General features: G+C 48.2%; 12 protein-coding genes. 7 read left to right on the forward strand and 5 right to left on the reverse strand.

Going from position 1 to position 17,221, the window contains the following annotated elements:
* Positions 1-77: 77 nt before the first annotated feature.
* Both RF679_RS18180 and RF679_RS18185 read left to right on the forward strand, forming a co-directional pair.
* Positions 78-1,061, forward strand: a complete 984-nt coding sequence (locus RF679_RS18180) for an FkbM family methyltransferase (RefSeq protein ID WP_309482037.1) — start codon at positions 78-80, stop codon at positions 1,059-1,061.
* A gap of 40 nt (positions 1,062-1,101) precedes the next feature.
* On the forward strand, positions 1,102-1,224 hold the full coding sequence (locus RF679_RS18185) for a hypothetical protein (protein ID WP_309482038.1): 123 nt from the start codon (positions 1,102-1,104) through the stop codon (positions 1,222-1,224).
* Positions 1,225-1,276: 52 nt separating this feature from the next.
* On the opposite strand, the gene nhaR is transcribed toward RF679_RS18185, so the two are convergent.
* Positions 1,277-2,242, reverse strand: a complete 966-nt coding sequence (nhaR, locus tag RF679_RS18190; RefSeq protein ID WP_309482039.1) for a transcriptional activator NhaR — start codon at positions 2,240-2,242, stop codon at positions 1,277-1,279.
* 213 nt (positions 2,243-2,455) lie between these two features.
* Between nhaR and RF679_RS18195 the strand changes: the two genes are divergently transcribed.
* Together RF679_RS18195 and RF679_RS18200 are read left to right on the forward strand one after the other, a co-directional pair.
* Entirely contained in the window at positions 2,456-3,142 is a 687-nt protein-coding gene (locus RF679_RS18195) for a Bax inhibitor-1/YccA family protein (RefSeq protein ID WP_309482040.1), read from the forward strand.
* Positions 3,143-3,456: 314 nt separating this feature from the next.
* Positions 3,457-4,410, forward strand: a complete 954-nt coding sequence (locus tag RF679_RS18200) for a TerC family protein (RefSeq protein WP_309482041.1) — start codon at positions 3,457-3,459, stop codon at positions 4,408-4,410.
* Between the two features lie 146 nt (positions 4,411-4,556).
* Here RF679_RS18200 and RF679_RS18205 read toward each other — a convergent pair whose 3' ends face one another.
* Entirely contained in the window at positions 4,557-6,875 is a 2,319-nt protein-coding gene (locus RF679_RS18205; RefSeq protein ID WP_309482042.1) for a TonB-dependent receptor plug domain-containing protein, read from the reverse strand.
* 398 nt (positions 6,876-7,273) lie between these two features.
* Here RF679_RS18205 and metH point away from each other — a divergent pair, with 398 nt between their 5' ends.
* The 3 genes from metH to RF679_RS18220 all read left to right on the forward strand — a co-directional run bounded on the left by metH (position 7,274) and on the right by RF679_RS18220 (position 14,245).
* Positions 7,274-11,011 carry a methionine synthase gene (gene metH / locus RF679_RS18210; protein ID WP_309482043.1) on the forward strand — a complete coding sequence of 1,246 codons (3,738 nt, stop codon included), beginning with the start codon at positions 7,274-7,276 and terminating at the stop codon, positions 11,009-11,011.
* A 787-nt stretch (positions 11,012-11,798) separates the two neighbouring features.
* Positions 11,799-12,302 carry a hypothetical protein gene (locus RF679_RS18215; protein ID WP_309482044.1) on the forward strand — a complete coding sequence of 168 codons (504 nt, stop codon included), beginning with the start codon at positions 11,799-11,801 and terminating at the stop codon, positions 12,300-12,302.
* Between the two features lie 1,472 nt (positions 12,303-13,774).
* On the forward strand, positions 13,775-14,245 hold the full coding sequence (locus RF679_RS18220; RefSeq protein ID WP_309482045.1) for a hypothetical protein: 471 nt from the start codon (positions 13,775-13,777) through the stop codon (positions 14,243-14,245).
* An 84-nt stretch (positions 14,246-14,329) separates the two neighbouring features.
* Here the strand turns inward: RF679_RS18220 and RF679_RS18225 are convergent, their stop codons facing one another.
* The 3 genes from RF679_RS18225 to RF679_RS18235 form a co-directional block, all read right to left on the reverse strand.
* Positions 14,330-15,058, reverse strand: coding sequence for a DUF3667 domain-containing protein (locus RF679_RS18225; protein ID WP_309482046.1), 729 nt, complete (start codon positions 15,056-15,058; stop codon positions 14,330-14,332).
* Positions 15,059-15,188: 130 nt separating this feature from the next.
* Positions 15,189-15,977, reverse strand: coding sequence for a LytR/AlgR family response regulator transcription factor (locus RF679_RS18230; RefSeq protein ID WP_309482047.1), 789 nt, complete (start codon positions 15,975-15,977; stop codon positions 15,189-15,191).
* Positions 15,967-17,118 carry a sensor histidine kinase gene (locus RF679_RS18235; protein WP_309482048.1) on the reverse strand — a complete coding sequence of 384 codons (1,152 nt, stop codon included), beginning with the start codon at positions 17,116-17,118 and terminating at the stop codon, positions 15,967-15,969. Before RF679_RS18235 ends, RF679_RS18230 begins: the two co-directional genes overlap by 11 nt.
* Positions 17,119-17,221: the final 103 nt, after the last annotated feature.

A 17,221-nucleotide genomic window follows, 5' to 3' on the forward strand; every position in this document is an offset into this window, starting at 1 on the left:
CATGATATAATTAACAACTTCACTCTCTTACACCCCTGCATGGCTTGCCCTGCATTCGAGATCTCATAAGGCTGTTTATGTCCGTTGCGAATAGCGCTGCACGTATCATTAATTCTCTACTTCGTCCCTTTGACATCAAAATCTCTCGTCTATCCGCAAGCATCAACCACATACCGACTCAAATTGACAGCACCGCGGTGGTCGAGCGGGCGATTACCGCAGCACCAAACCAAATCGAAATAAGGGAAGTGGAAATTCCTTTCTCCCCCGATACTTGGGTCATGATAGAGACCAAATACGATGCCAATCTTTGGATCGACCTCGGAGATGTTGGTGTGTCTCGTGCTTGCATGAAAGAAACGTTCGAGGTCATGGAAACCAATTTCGTGAGGTCTTTCCTAAAGAAGGGGGATACATTTCTCGACATTGGCGCGAACATCGGTTGGTTCACAATAGTTGCGGCTCAATGTGTTGGAGATGAAGGTGTGATCCATGCCTTTGAGCCGAGAAACACCACATTTAAGTATCTCGAAAAAACCATCGCGATAAACGGGCTTGAGCAAAGAATCTTTGCGCATCATTGTGCGCTTGGAGCAGAATCAGGAAAGCTTCGCATCGTGTGGGGAACGCAAACATCGAACCCTGGTGGGACCTGGCTTGTCTCGAGAAAGGCAGTGAGCGATATGCTTCCCACAACCACGCATTCTTACCAAGATATCGACGTCCGTCGATTGGATGATTTTGAACAAATTCAGCAAGTTCAACTGATGAAAATTGACGTTGAAGGTGCAGAACCGCTTGTTTTGAAAGGCTCCACGGAATTATTACGTCGATCTAGGCCTGTAATTTTGTCCGAAATCAATGAAGAATTATTGCGAATTGTAGGCAATTCCTCTAGCGTCGAACTTATCGATTGGATGCAAACGATGGGATATGATTGTTTCGAGTTAACAACCAATGGACTAGGACAACAACTTGGACGAACCAATGGAGCATTCCCCGCAATCGTGAATGTACTGTTTGTCCCATCTGAATTTGATCGAAGCAAACTTCGCTATTGAAACTCAAGCGACTTTCTCTGCCGCCGCAGATGAAGCAGGTATGTCTCGTTTATATGGCGGCATCCACTTCACCAATGGTGATCAAGCAGGTCGTACTTTAGGACGTAAGGTGGGTGCGCAAGTATTTGCTAAGGCGCAGGCTTTATGGACAGGTAAAGCGTAATCAACGCTTGTACCATATCGCGTACCATATTGAATGCAGGTAGCAAGTAAACTCACTTTGCTGTCTGCATTTTTTCTTTGCTCCCACGCAGCTTTGCTTGCGCCTTCGCTTGTAGCTTTCCATTGATGATTGCCAACGGTGCTGCTTGGCTGATCGCTAAAACCGCGGGATGGGTGATCTTACGTTGTACTGTAATCGCGTAGAACTGCTCTTTGACCTCTTCTGTACTACCAATTAATTCAAGATCATATTGGCGTGTAATCATATCGGCGATAGCACTGGGCTTAGCGAGGAAGCCAACACCAGCCTGACCAAAGGCGCTCATCAACGCACTATCATCAAACTCTCCAGCAATCCGTGGTCGCACCCCCTTTTGTTCAAACCACTGCACTAGGCGCGATCGCAACGCAGAATCTTCACCCGGCAATAAAATTGGTGCTCCATCGAGGCATTGTGGAAAAGCTTGCGGATACGCTTTTCGCAAAGCCGCGGTGCCAAAAAAACTCAGACCACATTCACCGAGAGGATGGCTAAATCCGCGCACCTTCGTACTTGGTGGTAGCGGCGTATCGGTCACGACAATATCGAGTTTGTGGCGCGCCAATTCACTGAGTAGGTCTTCCAATTTCCCTTCTCGGCAATTGATCCGCAAAGTTTGAGGTAAGCGCAATGCGGGCTCCAACAATTTATACGCCACGGCTTTGGCAACAGCATCTGAAACGCCCACGCGCAATTGCACGGTGCGTTCGGTGGGATGGTGTTGCAAGACTTGCTCCAATTCCTGGCCCAACAGAAAGATCTCTTCAGCATAGGCAAATACCAAACGCCCTGCCTCGGTTAACTCAAGATTACGCCCAGATTTTTCAAAGAGAGCCTCACCTTGGATATCTTCAAACAGACTGAGTTGACCACTGATGGTTTGTGGTGTGACATGCAGTTGCTCACTGGCCCTTGCAATGCTACCGCACTTGGCCACCGTCCAAAAATAATGCAAATGTTTGTAATTCAAACTTGCCATCGCAATCCTCACTCAGCGAATGTCGCGTCACCACGCTCGCTCTTAAAATACATCGATAAATTCGATGTATTTGTAAATTATATTCGACTTTTATTGATTTCCAAGCCGACCTATACTTCCGCTACCTCAAAAAGGTCAGCACTACATCGTCTAGCTTGCGATCGGTGCTGTTGAAAAATTAAGCTCGTCCTTGTTTGTTTTCAGGAGAACATCATGAGTTATCTAGACCGCCCTTATCAACGCGACGCGCAGACGGTGAGTTACACCGACGGCCGCAGCATCGCCGGGCATAAAGTATTGCGCAACACCTACATGTTGCTGTCTATGACTTTATTGTTTTCGGCACTCACAGCTGGGATTAGCGTTGCCTTCGCCTTGCCCAGTATGGGCATTATCGTGACCCTCGTCGGTTACTTCGCCTTGCTATTTTTGACCACCAAACTGCGTAATAGCGCTTGGGGTATTGTGTCGGTGTTTGCCTTGACCGGCTTCATGGGCTTAACGCTCGGCCCAATTATCACGCGTTATCTCGGTATGCCAGGTGGCGGCGCGATTGTGATGAATGCGATGGCCTTGACCGCTGTGATTTTCATGGGCTTATCTGCTTATGTTTTGATTAGCAAACGTGACTTCAGCTTCATGAGCGGCTTCTTAATGGTGGGCGTCTTGGTTGCCTTCGTGGCAGGTCTGGGTGCGATTTTCTTTGAAATTCCTGCGCTCTCCATCGCTGTATCGGCTGCCTTCGTTTTACTGATGTCAGGCATGATTCTGTACGAAACTAGCAACATCATCCATGGTGGTGAAACAAATTACATCATGGCCACGGTCAGCTTGTACGTCAGCATCTTTAATCTGTTCACCAGCTTGTTGCAGTTGCTCGGTTTTATCGATAACGAATAAGTTCCACTCCCCGGTGGCGATTTTGCTAATCGCTCTCATGTGGGTCGCCACCGCTTTTTTTTTACACATTTTCTGGGTTGAAACCGCTCGTTATTCCCGCTCAGGCCTGAGTCTAGGCCCACAGCACAGGACATCAAAACTTCCCTGGATTTCCGCTTGAGCGGGAATAACAGCACCTCAGAAAATAACCATCGCACCAGAAAAAGCTAGAATTTTTACGCAAACCTGCCCGCACCGAGTATCTTTTGTAGAAGTACGTGTTGTTACTGAAGTCTTCATAGGCAGTTTTACGTAAATTTTTTGAAGGAAAAACAATGATAGAAACAGTTGCACAACCATGGATGTGGGGCGCTTTCATCGCTTTTGTTTTGGCGATGCTGGCCCTCGACATCTTCGCGCTTGGTGGGTCCAAGTCCCATAAAGTGAGCGTGAAAGAAGCCGCGATCTGGTCCGTGGTGTGGGTCTCGCTCGCCCTCGCCTTTAATATTGGTATGTATTTCTATTTGAAAGACATCGTTGGCGAAGCGGCGGCGATGACCAAGTCCATGGAATTCTTGACTGGTTACGTCATCGAAAAATCGCTCTCGGTTGATAACGTCTTTGTGTTCTTGATGATCTTCGGTCACTTCGCTGTGCCTGAACAATATCAGCGCAAGGTTCTTTTATACGGTGTACTCGGCGCGATCATCATGCGTGTGATCATGATTTTGGCGGGTAGTTGGGTGGTTTCACAATTCTCGTGGGTACTCTACTTATTCGGCATCTTCCTGATTATTACCGGCATGCGCATGTTGGTCGCAGCTGAAAAGGAACCCGACTTGGAAGCCAACCCGGTCTTGAAGTTTGCTAAGAAGGTTTTACCGTTCACGAACCAGTTTCACGAAGAGAAGTTCAGCATTATCGAGAATGGCAAACGTGTGTTCACGCCGCTCTTGTTGGTCTTGATCTTGATCGAAATCTCTGACGTCGTATTCGCGGTTGATTCGATCCCAGCGATCTTCGCGGTGACCACCGATCCTTTCATCGTCTTCACCTCGAACATTTTTGCGATTATGGGACTACGTGCTTTGTACTTCTTGTTGGCCGATATGGCAAACCGCTTCCATCTCTTGAAGTTCGGCTTGGCCTTCGTGTTGATGTTTGTCGGTACGAAGATGATGGTCGTGAAATGGATGCACGTTCCAACCAATGTTTCGCTGATGGTGATTGGCGGCATCTTGGCAAGCTCCATCATCGCTAGCTTAATCGCCACTCGCAAAAAGGATTAAAAGAACTAAAACAAGTAACCGAACACGACTAGCGCTCGCTCAGCGCTAGTCGCCTGAATTAAGCGATACGCTTTCCCTTATGGAGTTCCCTCCATACTTTGGCGCCAATGTCCTCGGACAACGGCGCCATTTTTTTGCCTCACTGTTTAGAACTTGGTTTCCAGATTCAAGCGTACCGAAGCATAGGCCGGTGCAAAGCCTTGACGGAATACCTGTCGTTCATTATCAACATAACGCCCATATGAATAGCTATCGTCATGCAATAGATTGCTGAGCGACAAACGGAGGTTGGTCAGACGTGTGGCGCGCCACAATGCATAGGCATCGAGCGAGCGACGTACTGAGGTGTAAACCGTTTGCTGATCAGAGATCTTGACCAAGCCACCGTTTTGGAAATTGTAATTAGCACCGATCGTCAGTGGCACACTAGACAATTTATAGTCAAAGCCCACATTGGCAGTAACGGGGGTCTGATAATCGAGACGATTATTGGGCCCTTTCACCGCATCAATACGCGAGCGGTTCAAAGCCAGATTGGCACGCCATTCAATATCCGGCACTTCACTACCACTCATCAACGCCCGCATCGGCAGCTTGGCATCAAACTCTATCCCGTGCGTGCTGGCTTGGCCATCATTGATCGGCCGACTCACCCAACGTCCATTCTCTTGCGCGATGTTGATACGCGTAAAATCCTCGATACGCCGCGCAAACAAATTCACGTTCACCATACCGCCGCTGCTGAAATAATGTTCGTAACCAAGATCCAATCCCCATGATAACTCCGGCTTCAATTGTGGATTGCCGGTGTTATCAGGATTGGTTGCGCTATTGCTGATAGTGTAAGCACGGCGCGGCAACAAACGTGCGGTATCGGGTGCTTTATAAGTGCGAGCCAGACCGAAACGTAGTTGATCATTATTGTTATCAGGAAGTTTGTACAAGGTCTGCAAAATCGGACTCCACACGCTAGAGCGATTACTGATGGCCGCGTAATCACTTCCATGGCTATTAGTGCGAATCCCTTCCCAGCGCAAACCTGTATAGATCGACAGATTCTTGGTGTAATTCCATTCATCTTGGGCGAACAAGGCAAAGCGATTCACACGGGCATCGAAACCATTATTGAAACTAAAACCACTTAGTGGCTCACTTAGTGGCTCACTTAATGGCTTCGTATTGCCTGTGCCACCCGAAGTGCCCACAATGCGATCGCTTTGTTGGTCCGTCTCACTGCGCTGTTGCCACGCGCCGTCCCAACCCAGGGAAAAATCGTGATCTTCAATATACGGCACGGTATATTTACCTGCAAAGGTCCATCCGGTTTCTCGATTACCGTTCTCACGTTGACGTTGCAGGCTCTGCAAGGCTCCCTGCCCATTCAAATCGGAGCGTTGAGACCGTTTGTCCCAACTATATCCATAACGCGATTCCAAACGCCCTTTGTTATCGAAGCGATGCATCCAAATCAGGTTCGAGCGTAGCATTCTGGAGTCGTTCTCATTGCGCGCACTTTGAGTCTGCAAAGCAGGTGCGATACCTGACAGTGTTTGACTATCGAGGGCAAAGTCGAGTTGTGCGTGAGTCGCATTCAAAAAATTCTGCCAAGTGATGATGTCACTAGTGCCGAAATTCCAATTAAAACGTGGACTGGAACCAAGCAATTGCAAACTGCCATTGGTGTACGCATGATCCTGTCGATGATAATTCAGTTCAGGGATGATGCTGCTCGATAGGTCATCGGTCTGACTTGGTCTATCGATCTTGGTGCGGTTGTAATTGAGTGGAAGCGAGTATGAGAAATTGCCGTCTTTATCCGCAATCGACAAACCAAGATTTTCACTCCAGCCACCATTCTCATACGACAAACCAAAGCGCAGATCACGCTGCGCCGTCACCACCGCCGTTTTGGTAATGATGTTGATGGCCCCCGCAATCGCTTGTGTACTCATATCGGCAGTTGCACTGCGGATGACTTCGATACGCTCAACATTGTCGGGAGCGATGGTATCAATCGAAAATCCGGGCGGGCTAGGCTGACCATTGATCAACACTTGAGTATAAGCACCCAAACCGCGCATACGGACACCACCGCCACCACCGCTACCAGCAGGCACCGGCCCAGTGCGAACAACCACACTCGGCGCGCCACTCGGAATACTGACGCCAGGCAAACGCTTCAATACATCGGTCAAATTGGTATCGCCATAACGTTGAATTTCTTCTTTGGTGACGACGATCTTACTCGCCGTATCTTGCCGGCGTTGATCGTATTCGCGATTACCTTGCACTTGCACTTGATCGACCTTCTTGACGTCATCCGCCTTGGTCTCTGCCTTGGCTTCCTGCCCTTGTTTGGATGGCGCTCCACTCACCTGCTGTGCAGAAACCGTGGTGCCCCATACCATGGCAATCGCAATAGCCATCGCCTTCAAAGGAATGGCGCTGTATTGATGCTGCTTCATATCTGTTCCTTTACATTGATTTTGACACTTGAGGCCATCGCATCTTGTCCACCGAATCGATGCAAAGCACTCAAATTGGACATTCCTCACGATTCACCACTAAGTTCCAAGTATATTTTTTGCAAACTTGGGAACTTCTCAGGGGCTGAAAGGGAATAGGCATTCCTTCGGTGACTGCTGCGATTTAAAGAATTTTGTATGGGAAACAAGTGCAAAATCCCGAAGAGCAGCGCGCCTAAGTCCTTGTTTTCACGTATAATGTGTTTTTTGCGCCGATTTGAGACTCAGATTGCGGGCGCGTAATAAGTGCAGCTAAAAGGTAGTGAACATATACCCATCGCACACTAATTACCCGATCCGCACTGTCCGATCGGGTTTTGTTTTTTTGCGAGTTCACTATGTCTACCGTTCGTCCTATTTCTGCTACCGAATCCCGCCTGCGCGAGTTGCTGCAACAACGTATCCTGATACTCGATGGTGCGATGGGTACCATGATTCAGCGCTACAAGCTCACCGAAGCAGACTATCGCGGCGAACGCTTTAGAGACTTCACCGGCCCCGAAGGCGTGCGCGAACTCTTCGTCAAAGGCAATAATGAGTTGCTGTCCTTGACGCAGCCGCATGTGATCGCCGAAATTCACGAACAATACTTAGCCGCTGGTGCGGATCTGATCGAAACCAATACCTTTGGTGCTACCACGGTCGCACAAGATGATTACCACATGGCGCATCTGGCTTACGAAATGAACGTCGCCTCTGCCAAGATCGCGCGTGCTGCTTGCGACAAATATTCAACTGCCGATAAACCACGCTTCGTCGCTGGCGCACTCGGACCAACACCCAAAACCGCGTCCATTTCACCCGATGTGAACGACCCTGCTGCACGTAATGTGACGTTTGATCAATTGGTTGCTGCTTATCACGAACAAGTACGCGGCTTGGTTGACGGTGGTGCCGACGTGCTCTTAGTCGAAACCATCTTCGATACGCTCAACTGTAAGGCGGCTTTGTTCGCGATCGATCAATACTTTGAAGAGACTGGCAAAACTTTGCCGATCATGATCTCGGGTACGGTGACTGATGCATCGGGCCGTATTTTGTCCGGCCAGACTGTGCCAGCATTCTGGAATTCCGTGCGCCATGCTAAACCGCTGACGATAGGCTTGAACTGCGCGCTAGGAGCCGCCTTGATGCGCCCTTACGCGGAAGAATTGTCGAAGATCGCCGACACCTTCGTCTGTATTTATCCGAATGCGGGTTTGCCCAATCCGATGAGCGATACGGGCTTTGATGAATTACCAGCAGATACCTCAGCCTTGCTCAAAGAATTCGCCGACGCGGGTTTCATCAACGTCGCTGGTGGCTGCTGCGGTACGACGCCAGATCACATTAAAGCGATTGCCGATATTCTCAAGACACGAACACCACGCAGCGTACCGACGATTGATGCAGCGATGCGTTTATCGGGTTTAGAGCCATTCACAATTGACGCGCAATCTTTGTTTGTGAACGTCGGTGAGCGTACGAACGTCACGGGTTCAAAAGCTTTCGCGCGTTTAATCTTGAACGAGCAGTACGATGAAGCCTTGGCGGTAGCACGCCAGCAAGTTGAAAACGGCGCGCAGATCATCGACATCAATATGGATGAAGCGATGCTCGATTCGCAAGCCGCGATGACGCGCTTCTTGAACTTGATCGCCTCTGAACCAGATATCGCTCGCGTACCGATCATGATCGACTCGTCCAAATGGAGCGTGATCGAAGCCGGCCTCAAATGCGTGCAAGGTAAAGCCATCGTCAATTCGATTTCGATGAAAGAAGGCGAAGAAGAATTCCTACGCCAAGCACGCCTGTGCCGTCGTTATGGTGCGGCAGTGATCGTGATGGCCTTTGATGAACAAGGTCAAGCCGATACTTACGCTCGCAAAATTGAGATTTGCGAACGTGCTTATCGCCTCTTGGTCAACAAGGTCGATTTCGATCCACAAGATATTATTTTCGACCCCAATATTTTCGCGATTGCGACCGGTATCGAAGAACACAATAACTACGCGGTCGACTTCATCGAAGCCACACGTTGGATACACCAAAACCTACCTGGCGCCAAAATCAGCGGTGGCGTATCGAACGTGAGTTTCTCTTTCCGCGGCAATGATCCTGCACGCGAAGCGATCCACACCGTGTTCTTGTACCATGCGATTCAAGCGGGTATGACCATGGGCATCGTCAACGCCGGCATGATAGGCGTGTATAGCGAGTTGCCAGAGGAATTGCGTGAACGTGTAGAAGACGTGGTACTCAATCGTCGTGAAGATGCGACGGAACGCATGATCGAATTTGCAGCGACCTTGAAAGCCGACGGCAAGAAAGAAGAAGCAACACTGGAATGGCGTAACGAGCCTGTGCAAAAGCGTTTAGCCCATGCACTGGTGCACGGCATCACCAATTGGATTGTGGAAGATACGGAAGAAGCGCGTCTGCAATTTGAACGCCCGATTCAAGTGATCGAAGGTCCTTTAATGGACGGCATGAACATCGTCGGTGACTTGTTCGGCCAAGGCAAAATGTTCTTGCCGCAAGTCGTCAAATCTGCGCGTGTGATGAAACAAGCGGTGGCACATTTGGTGCCTTTCATTGAAGAAGAAAAGAAACGCAGCGGCGACAATAAGCCGAAAGGCAAAATCGTCATCGCCACCGTCAAAGGCGACGTGCATGACATCGGCAAAAACATTGTTACCGTGGTCCTGCAATGTAATAACTTCGAAGTCGTGAATATGGGCGTGATGGTGCCTTGCTCCGAAATCTTGGCCAAAGCCAAGGCGGAAAATGCCGACATCATTGGTCTCTCTGGTTTGATTACACCTTCCTTGGAAGAGATGGCTTACGTCGCCAAAGAAATGCAGCGTGACCCTCACTTCCGCATGATGAAGATTCCATTGATGATTGGTGGCGCGACCACGAGCCGTGCGCATACCGCCGTCAAGATCGCACCGAACTACGAAGGTCCTGTGGTCTATGTACCGGATGCATCGCGTTCGGTTTCAGTCGCACAATCTTTGTTGACGCCGGAAACACGCGAGCAATACATCAACGAACTCGCTAGCGACTACGAACGCGTCCGCACTTTGCATGGGAATAAAAAAGCGACGCCTATGCTGAGCTTGGCACAAGCACGTGCGAATAAAATGAAACTCAGTTTTGCAGGTGACAATGCGCCCGTCAAACCTAAGTTTATCGGCCGTCGCGTATTCAAAAATGTCGACCTCGCCACCATCGCTAACTATATCGACTGGGGTCCTTTCTTCCAGACTTGGGATTTGGCAGGACCATTCCCAGCGATTTTGACAGATGAAGTGGTCGGTGACGCAGCGAGCAAGGTCTACGCTGAAGGCCAAGCCATGCTCAAGAAAATCATCGAAGGCCGCTGGCTCACCGCCAATGGTGTGGTGTCACTCTTGCCTGCCAATACAGTCAACGATGACGATATCGAAATCTATACCGACGATAGTCGCGAACACGTCGCCTTCACTTACTACGGCGCCCGTCAGCAAACAGAGAAACCCGTCATCGATGGCCAGCAACGTCCTAACCAATGTCTGAGCGACTTCATCGCCCCGAAAGACAGCGGCATTAAAGACTACATCGGCATGTTCGCCGTCACCGCCGGCCTCGGCATCGAGAAGCACGAGAAGCGCTTCGAAGACGCGCACGATGACTACAGCAGCATCATGTTGAAGTCTTTAGCCGATCGTTTGGCAGAAGCCTTCGCCGAATATTTACATGAACGCGTTCGTAAAGATTTGTGGGGCTATGCGGCGGATGAAGCTTTGAGCAATGAAGAATTGATCAAAGAAAGCTATTCCGGTATTCGCCCTGCACCTGGCTATCCAGCCTGCCCAGAGCACACAGTCAAAACCGAGATGTTCAAGCAGATGCAGTGCGAAGAAATCGAGATGTTCATCACTGAATCATGGGCCATGATTCCTGGCGCTGCTGTCTCTGGCTTCTACTTTGCGCATCCTGAGGCGAAGTATTTTAATGTCGGGAAGATTGGTGACGATCAGGTTACTGATATGGCGGTTCGTCGTGGGGTTGAGAAGAGTGAAGTTGAGCGATGGTTGGCGCCGAATTTGTGATCTACAGATAGTCAAGGACAAAAAGTATGCGCGGACTGATCAGCTTATTGCTCACACTAAGCAGCTTGCTCTCGACGCATGCTTGTTCATCCGCTAGTACATGTGAAAAAGAGTGCGATTGCGGAAAAAATCTAGCGAAACGATATTTGGGAGAGAGTGGCGAAATAATTGCGCCAAGCAAACTACCGATTACGAGAGTGTGCAATTATCGATGGAGTGAAGATCGAAGCTATTTGAATGCAAGTTTCCTATTTTCTGGGAGTGTTGAAGTCAATGGGATCATCAGACGATATGAATCAGATAGTTTAGGAGATCAAGCGGAGTTTCATGTTGATACGGATAACCCTGAGCTCGTCGTTCAACCTACATATTTATTGAAAAATCTTCGATTAGCAAATGACGCATTTAGGAAATTTCGTATTCCTAAACTTACAGAAAGGACACAATGCTGGTCAGCTACAGCTCGAATTAGGATTCGAAAAATTGAATCCGATAGAGATGCGGGTACTGATTTTGCAGGAGATTATTTATTGGACTATGACGTAATTCGTGTCGGAAAATTTTCACGGTGCGGATAGTATAAATTAAAAAACTTTCTCGCCATGATTCGAGGAGCGACGTGGCGAAAAAAATGTGGAACGGTAGTTGGTGCCGAATTTGAGATTAACCCGACTTGCGATCGAAAGAAATAGCTATGCGAAAATTACTACTGTTAAGTGCTATTTTTGTATTTCTATTCCCGATTAATGTGTTCGCATCAAATACATCTTGCAAAGCGAGACCTAGCTTGTTTAAATCCGAACTCAAATGCACCTGCGGAAAGAATCTAAGTGGACTTTTTCGATTCGATCGCTCGGACGACTCTAGAATATTCTCTTCCAAAAAACTACCCTTAGTAGCGTTTTGTCCGTATCAACAACCGAGCGATGAAAACTATTTCGAGGGCGAAGGAACTTATCTCTTTGAAGGCGCTGCAATTGTCAATGGAATCATTGAACGATCAGAGTCAGATAGTCTCGGCGACACCGCAGAATTCTCGGTTGATACCAACGATTCTAAAGATCTAATTCGACCGCGCTACTTACTGACTAGCCTAAGACTGAACGATCAAGCATTCAGAAAATTTCAAATCCCAAAATTAACTCCAAAACATCCGTGCTGGATCGCGAACGCGAAGATAGAAATTAAATCCATCGAGACAAATCATGATGCTGGTACCGATAATGGTGGCAATTTTCTGCTTGATTATCGTGTTTTGGATGTCGGAAAATATCGTGATTGCAAACGCTGAAGAATCACTCTGTAAGTCGTCATATTTTCGTAAGGTGGGTTAGCGACAGCCATGTAGGGCGGGTGAAACCCGCGCTGTCAAAAGAATTTTTCTGGATGACACTCGGAATTTTCGCAGATCTTTGTAGCTTTCACTCAAACTCTGGGTCCTCTGGTCGGGGGTGGCCCGACAGCCACTCACTTTTCTTGCTTCGCCAAGAAAAGTAAGCAAAAGAAGGCGACGCAGGTGCAGCTGCACTTCGGGTTCCCAATTGTGTAGGTAAGAAATAGGGCAGCGCAGAAACTCGCTTCGCTCAAACATCTGCGCTGCTTTATCCCATTTTTTACCTACACAATTGGCATCTGCACATGCGGTAAAAGCAAAAACATACAGGTTCGGCAGCCGTTCATATTTCTAGCAACAGCCATGTAGGGCGGGTGAAACCCGCGCTGTCAATTTTTCGAGTTACGACGTACCGATAATTTTCGGTGCAAAGAAATTTTCTGAACGACACTCGCAATTTTGCTGGCCTTAAAAAGCGTTCACGCAAACTCATCGTTCACAGGTCGGGGGTGGCCCGACGGCCACTCACTTTTCTTGCTTCGCCAAGAAAAGTAAGCAAAAGAAGGCGACCGCACTAAATCGCCCTTCGGGTTCCCAATGCTGCACAACAAAAAATGGGAAAGTGTTGAAACTCGCCTTCGGCTCAAACACAACACTTTCTTTTTCCATTTTCTGTTGCGCATCATTGGCGATTTAGAAGCGGGACGGCGGAAAGTCAAAAGCAACAACAAAACATACAGTCTCAACATCCGCATAAATCTATGGCGATGTTAAATCGTTTTTCTTTTGGTTTTGGTTTTGATTTTGATTTTGATTTTGACGTTAATCCACTTCTGACACTGCCAATTGTGCACGGCAGAAATGGGATAAAGAGAGTTAGATGTCTGAGCCGAAGGCGAGTTTCTAACTCTCCCCATTTTTGACATGCTCAATTGGGCACCCGAAGGGCAGTGGCAGTGTGGTCGCCTTTCTTTGCTTACTTTCTTTGGCGAAGCAAAGAAAGTGAGTGGCCGCCGGGCCACACCCGGCCTGCGAACAACGAGAACGAGCAACCGTCACAGAACTCAGAACGAAAGACACTGGATTCCCCCTTGCAGGGCGCGCCCACGTTTGCAAACATGGGCCGATTTCCGAGCGATCAGCATGCTCATCGAAACCCTCGGCAACCCCTTCGCGGGAATGACAGTTCTCCAAAATTCAAGTACCGATCACCTTTCAACAGGCGGTTAGAGGCCTTTGCTTTTGACGTTCATCCACTTCTGACACTGCCAATTGTGCGAGGCCAGTTACAAAACCAACAGCGCGGGTTTCCCCCCCTACATGGCTGATTGCCGCTTGTGGTACGCTCTCGTGCTCGCTTCCATTACGAGCGATGTCCTCGCAAGAATTCTTCGATCTTCACATCAGCAAAAATTTCAAATGCTCATCTCATGAAAAAACACTTCCCCTTCTTAATCAATGGCTCTATCAACTTCGCTGATTTGTTGGACTATGGATTACAAGGGTTCGCTGTATTTACCGAGGGCGTTCAACACGGCCATACTTCCTTCTGCATCTTAAGCAAGAATGCGATCATCAAGATCCAGTCCGAAATGAATGATATCGATGGCTGGCATGAGATTGGCTGTTTAGAATTCAGTGCTGTCGAAGAGATTGATGTGCGGATGAAAATTGTGCCACTCGACGAATCATGGACGCGCATTACCAGCCTTGAAAAATTGTGCCATGACTCCGAGAATTGCTACGCTGAGAGCGGTATTAGAATCACCAACGATCAAGGAATGGAATTGACGATCGTTTGCGACGCAAATCCCTACGTCCTTTCAATCAAAGCACCGTTCTTTGATGACGAGTTCCTTCCGGAATACGAACTCATATCTTACAAAAGGATTGCTCTTTAGAAATGCAACAATGCAACATGTATAGGGACGAAGGTCAGTTCAATGCTACTTCATCAAGCACTGATTCAAATTGGTGTGCTTCGATCAATGCAAATGATCAATCATCCAACCCGCAACGAAAACCATGCCCGAAAAAAGAAACATTCCCAACACATAAGCCACCGCTGTTTTCACAATCGACCACCATCGTGGACCGTCGAAACAAGCAGCCAGCGCTAAGGTAACAAAGAGCAATGACAGCACTCGAATAATGTCGGTCAAATGCGGAAATGGCAGGTTCAACGCTCTTAGGGGCGGAAAGATCGATAAAAATAGCATCACCAGTCCCATGATATAAGCGAGCATCACCCATATCTCGAACACATTGTAGCGCTGGCGCCAAAATACGGCACGTAGGCATATGGCGATGGGAATCGACATCAGGAAGTTAGCATAGCCAAAATGACCTGCGACCCAAGCCCAAATTTTTGTCTCTGTCGTCAAAGCCACAGACGGGGTGTTGGAATGCGGCATCGGCCAAACATAATCGACCAAGTTGTAAAGCAGCGAACATAGAATCAAGAACAGCAAGGGCTTAACCAAGCGATGCCGATCTTCATCCAAGAAAGTGCGTATAGTTTTACTCGGACGCAGCGACAGCTCACGAATCGTATAAAAGATACCTTTTTCTAAATGTAAGACGTGGCTCATTTCATGCCAGATGAAATGCGCATCGATACGATGAAGATGCTGATCTCGCCCGCATTGATGACAATAAGGGCCGACTAAGGTCGTTTGGCAGTTCTTGCAAGCTGCTTCGATTTGTTGACTCATGCGAGCACCCATTAATTGCGATGGTTTTTGTAAGTGCGATAGGCTAGCTTACATCGCTCACAACGGCAAGGTCTTATGCTAAAAGTCTCGCATCGTCTTCAACATCAGAAACACCTCATCACTCCCTCGCTTAGCTTGCCAAAACCGCTTCTTTGAGTTTCGCCAAGTATGCTTGGCTTACAGGGAAACTAGGACCGTTCCGCAGGCTCAAGCGTGCAGTGCCGCCGACAAAATCAGACAGTTTTTCAATCTCACTAATGCGCACCATGTGAGAACGATGTATGCGAACAAAGATGCTAGGATTCAATTTCTCTTCCATCGCATTCATGGTGAGGCGCAATAATTTACTCCCTTGAGGCGTCGCCAACTCAACATAATTTCCTGCCGAACTCAAGTAACTGACCGTATCCAAAGACACTACTTCAAGTTCGCCAATACTGCGTATGGTCACTCGGGTGAGATAAGTATCGCTTACCTTACTAGCTTCGCGACTATTCTCCACATAAGCCTGTAATGATTCACTGTAAGCCGACTTCTGTCGCATCTGTATCATTTGACTGGCGCGTTCCAAGGTTTGTTGCAGACGTTGATTAGAAAATGGCTTCAGCAAATAATCGAGGGCGAAGTATTCAAACGCGTGCAAGGCATAACCGTCATACGCCGTCACAAACACAATCACTGGTGGATTCGGGGTTTGACTTAAGCGACGAGCCAACACCAGACCTGAGACTTCCGGCATTTGAATATCGAGAAAAACCACATCGACTTGGTGCTGCTCTAAAGCGAGACTGGCGCTGGCCACACTCTCACACAAAGCGACCACATTCCACTCAGGGAAAGCGCGCAAGGCGCTTAGAAGATTAACGCGCCCTAGCTCTTCATCATCAACAATGATCGCCTTAATCAGCTTATTCGTCATTCGGCAAACTCACTTCCACAAGAAATCTCCCCGCCTCAGTGTAGGTATGAAGCAAGCTCTTATCACCATACAAAGACTCTAAGCGAGCGCCTAGGGTCTTGAGACCTAAACCAAAGCCATGCGAATGCGGTCGTTGCTGATGCAGAGGATTGCTGATGGTACACTTCAATAATGACCGTGATGACTGCGATCCATGCCCGCCGATCTCGAATTGAATCAGGATATCACTGGCCCCCTGATGGGCATCTACATCATGTTTGATAGCGTTTTCCAACAAGGGCTGCAAGAAAAATGGTGGACAATAACAACTGCGAACGACTTCAGTCACACCTTCAATTCGAAGCACCAGACGTTCACCATATCGCAATTTCTGTAGGCTGATATAGTCGTCTAGACCCTGCAATTCCTCATCAACACTGACGCAACGTCTCTCATTCGATGACAGGGAATAACGAAGTAACTCACTCAATTTCTCGATTGCCACCAAGGCTTTCTCACTCCGTTCGGTACGCACCAACGCTGATACCGAATTGAGCGAATTAAACATAAAATGCGGTTCGAGTTGGGCGCGCAAAATGGCCACATTTTGTCGCTCCAAGGCTAAGTTCAATTGCAAACTCTGCTCTCGTTCGTCGCGTAAGGCTTGCAAACGATCACGGTTTAAATGCCATAGGCGCAAACCCAAGACGGCGCCGTACACCACCGTGATCGCACACAAACGGAAAAGGCATATCACATCCTCATACGCCATAACACGAGCAAAAAATCGGTCATCGGGAGCAGCCCAAATCATCGTCATGGCCGCATCAAAAATATGCCAAGGCAGAATGAAGAATAGGGACATCAGATAAGTCATCAGAATGAAACTGGCGCGTGAAAAATATTCATCCCATCGCTCAAAACAGTAGTACAAAGTCCATGACAACGGAGCTAGGGCCATCGCCGCAGCGAACCAATTAAAAAACAAACTACCAAATTGTGGGTGCCCACCCGAGCGATAGTCATCGGTGTAGACCGCCAAAGCAATAAAGGCACTCAAGCAAGTCCACCCGACGATGTTATAAAACACAAAATTGAGCGGTCGACGCCAGTCCGGCAAGTTCGCAGCGAAATTCTCGATGGGATGCACTAAGGTATTCATGGTCAACTCACTGATCAGCTTTTTTCACAAACACAGTATATAGAATAAGGCGAAATAATAAATTCGATTCATCACACCGAGATATTAGTTAATCACACAGCGC

Origin of the sequence: Undibacterium cyanobacteriorum (assembly GCF_031326225.1) — a bacterium.
Taxonomy (GTDB): Bacteria; Pseudomonadota; Gammaproteobacteria; order Burkholderiales; family Burkholderiaceae_D; genus Undibacterium; species Undibacterium cyanobacteriorum.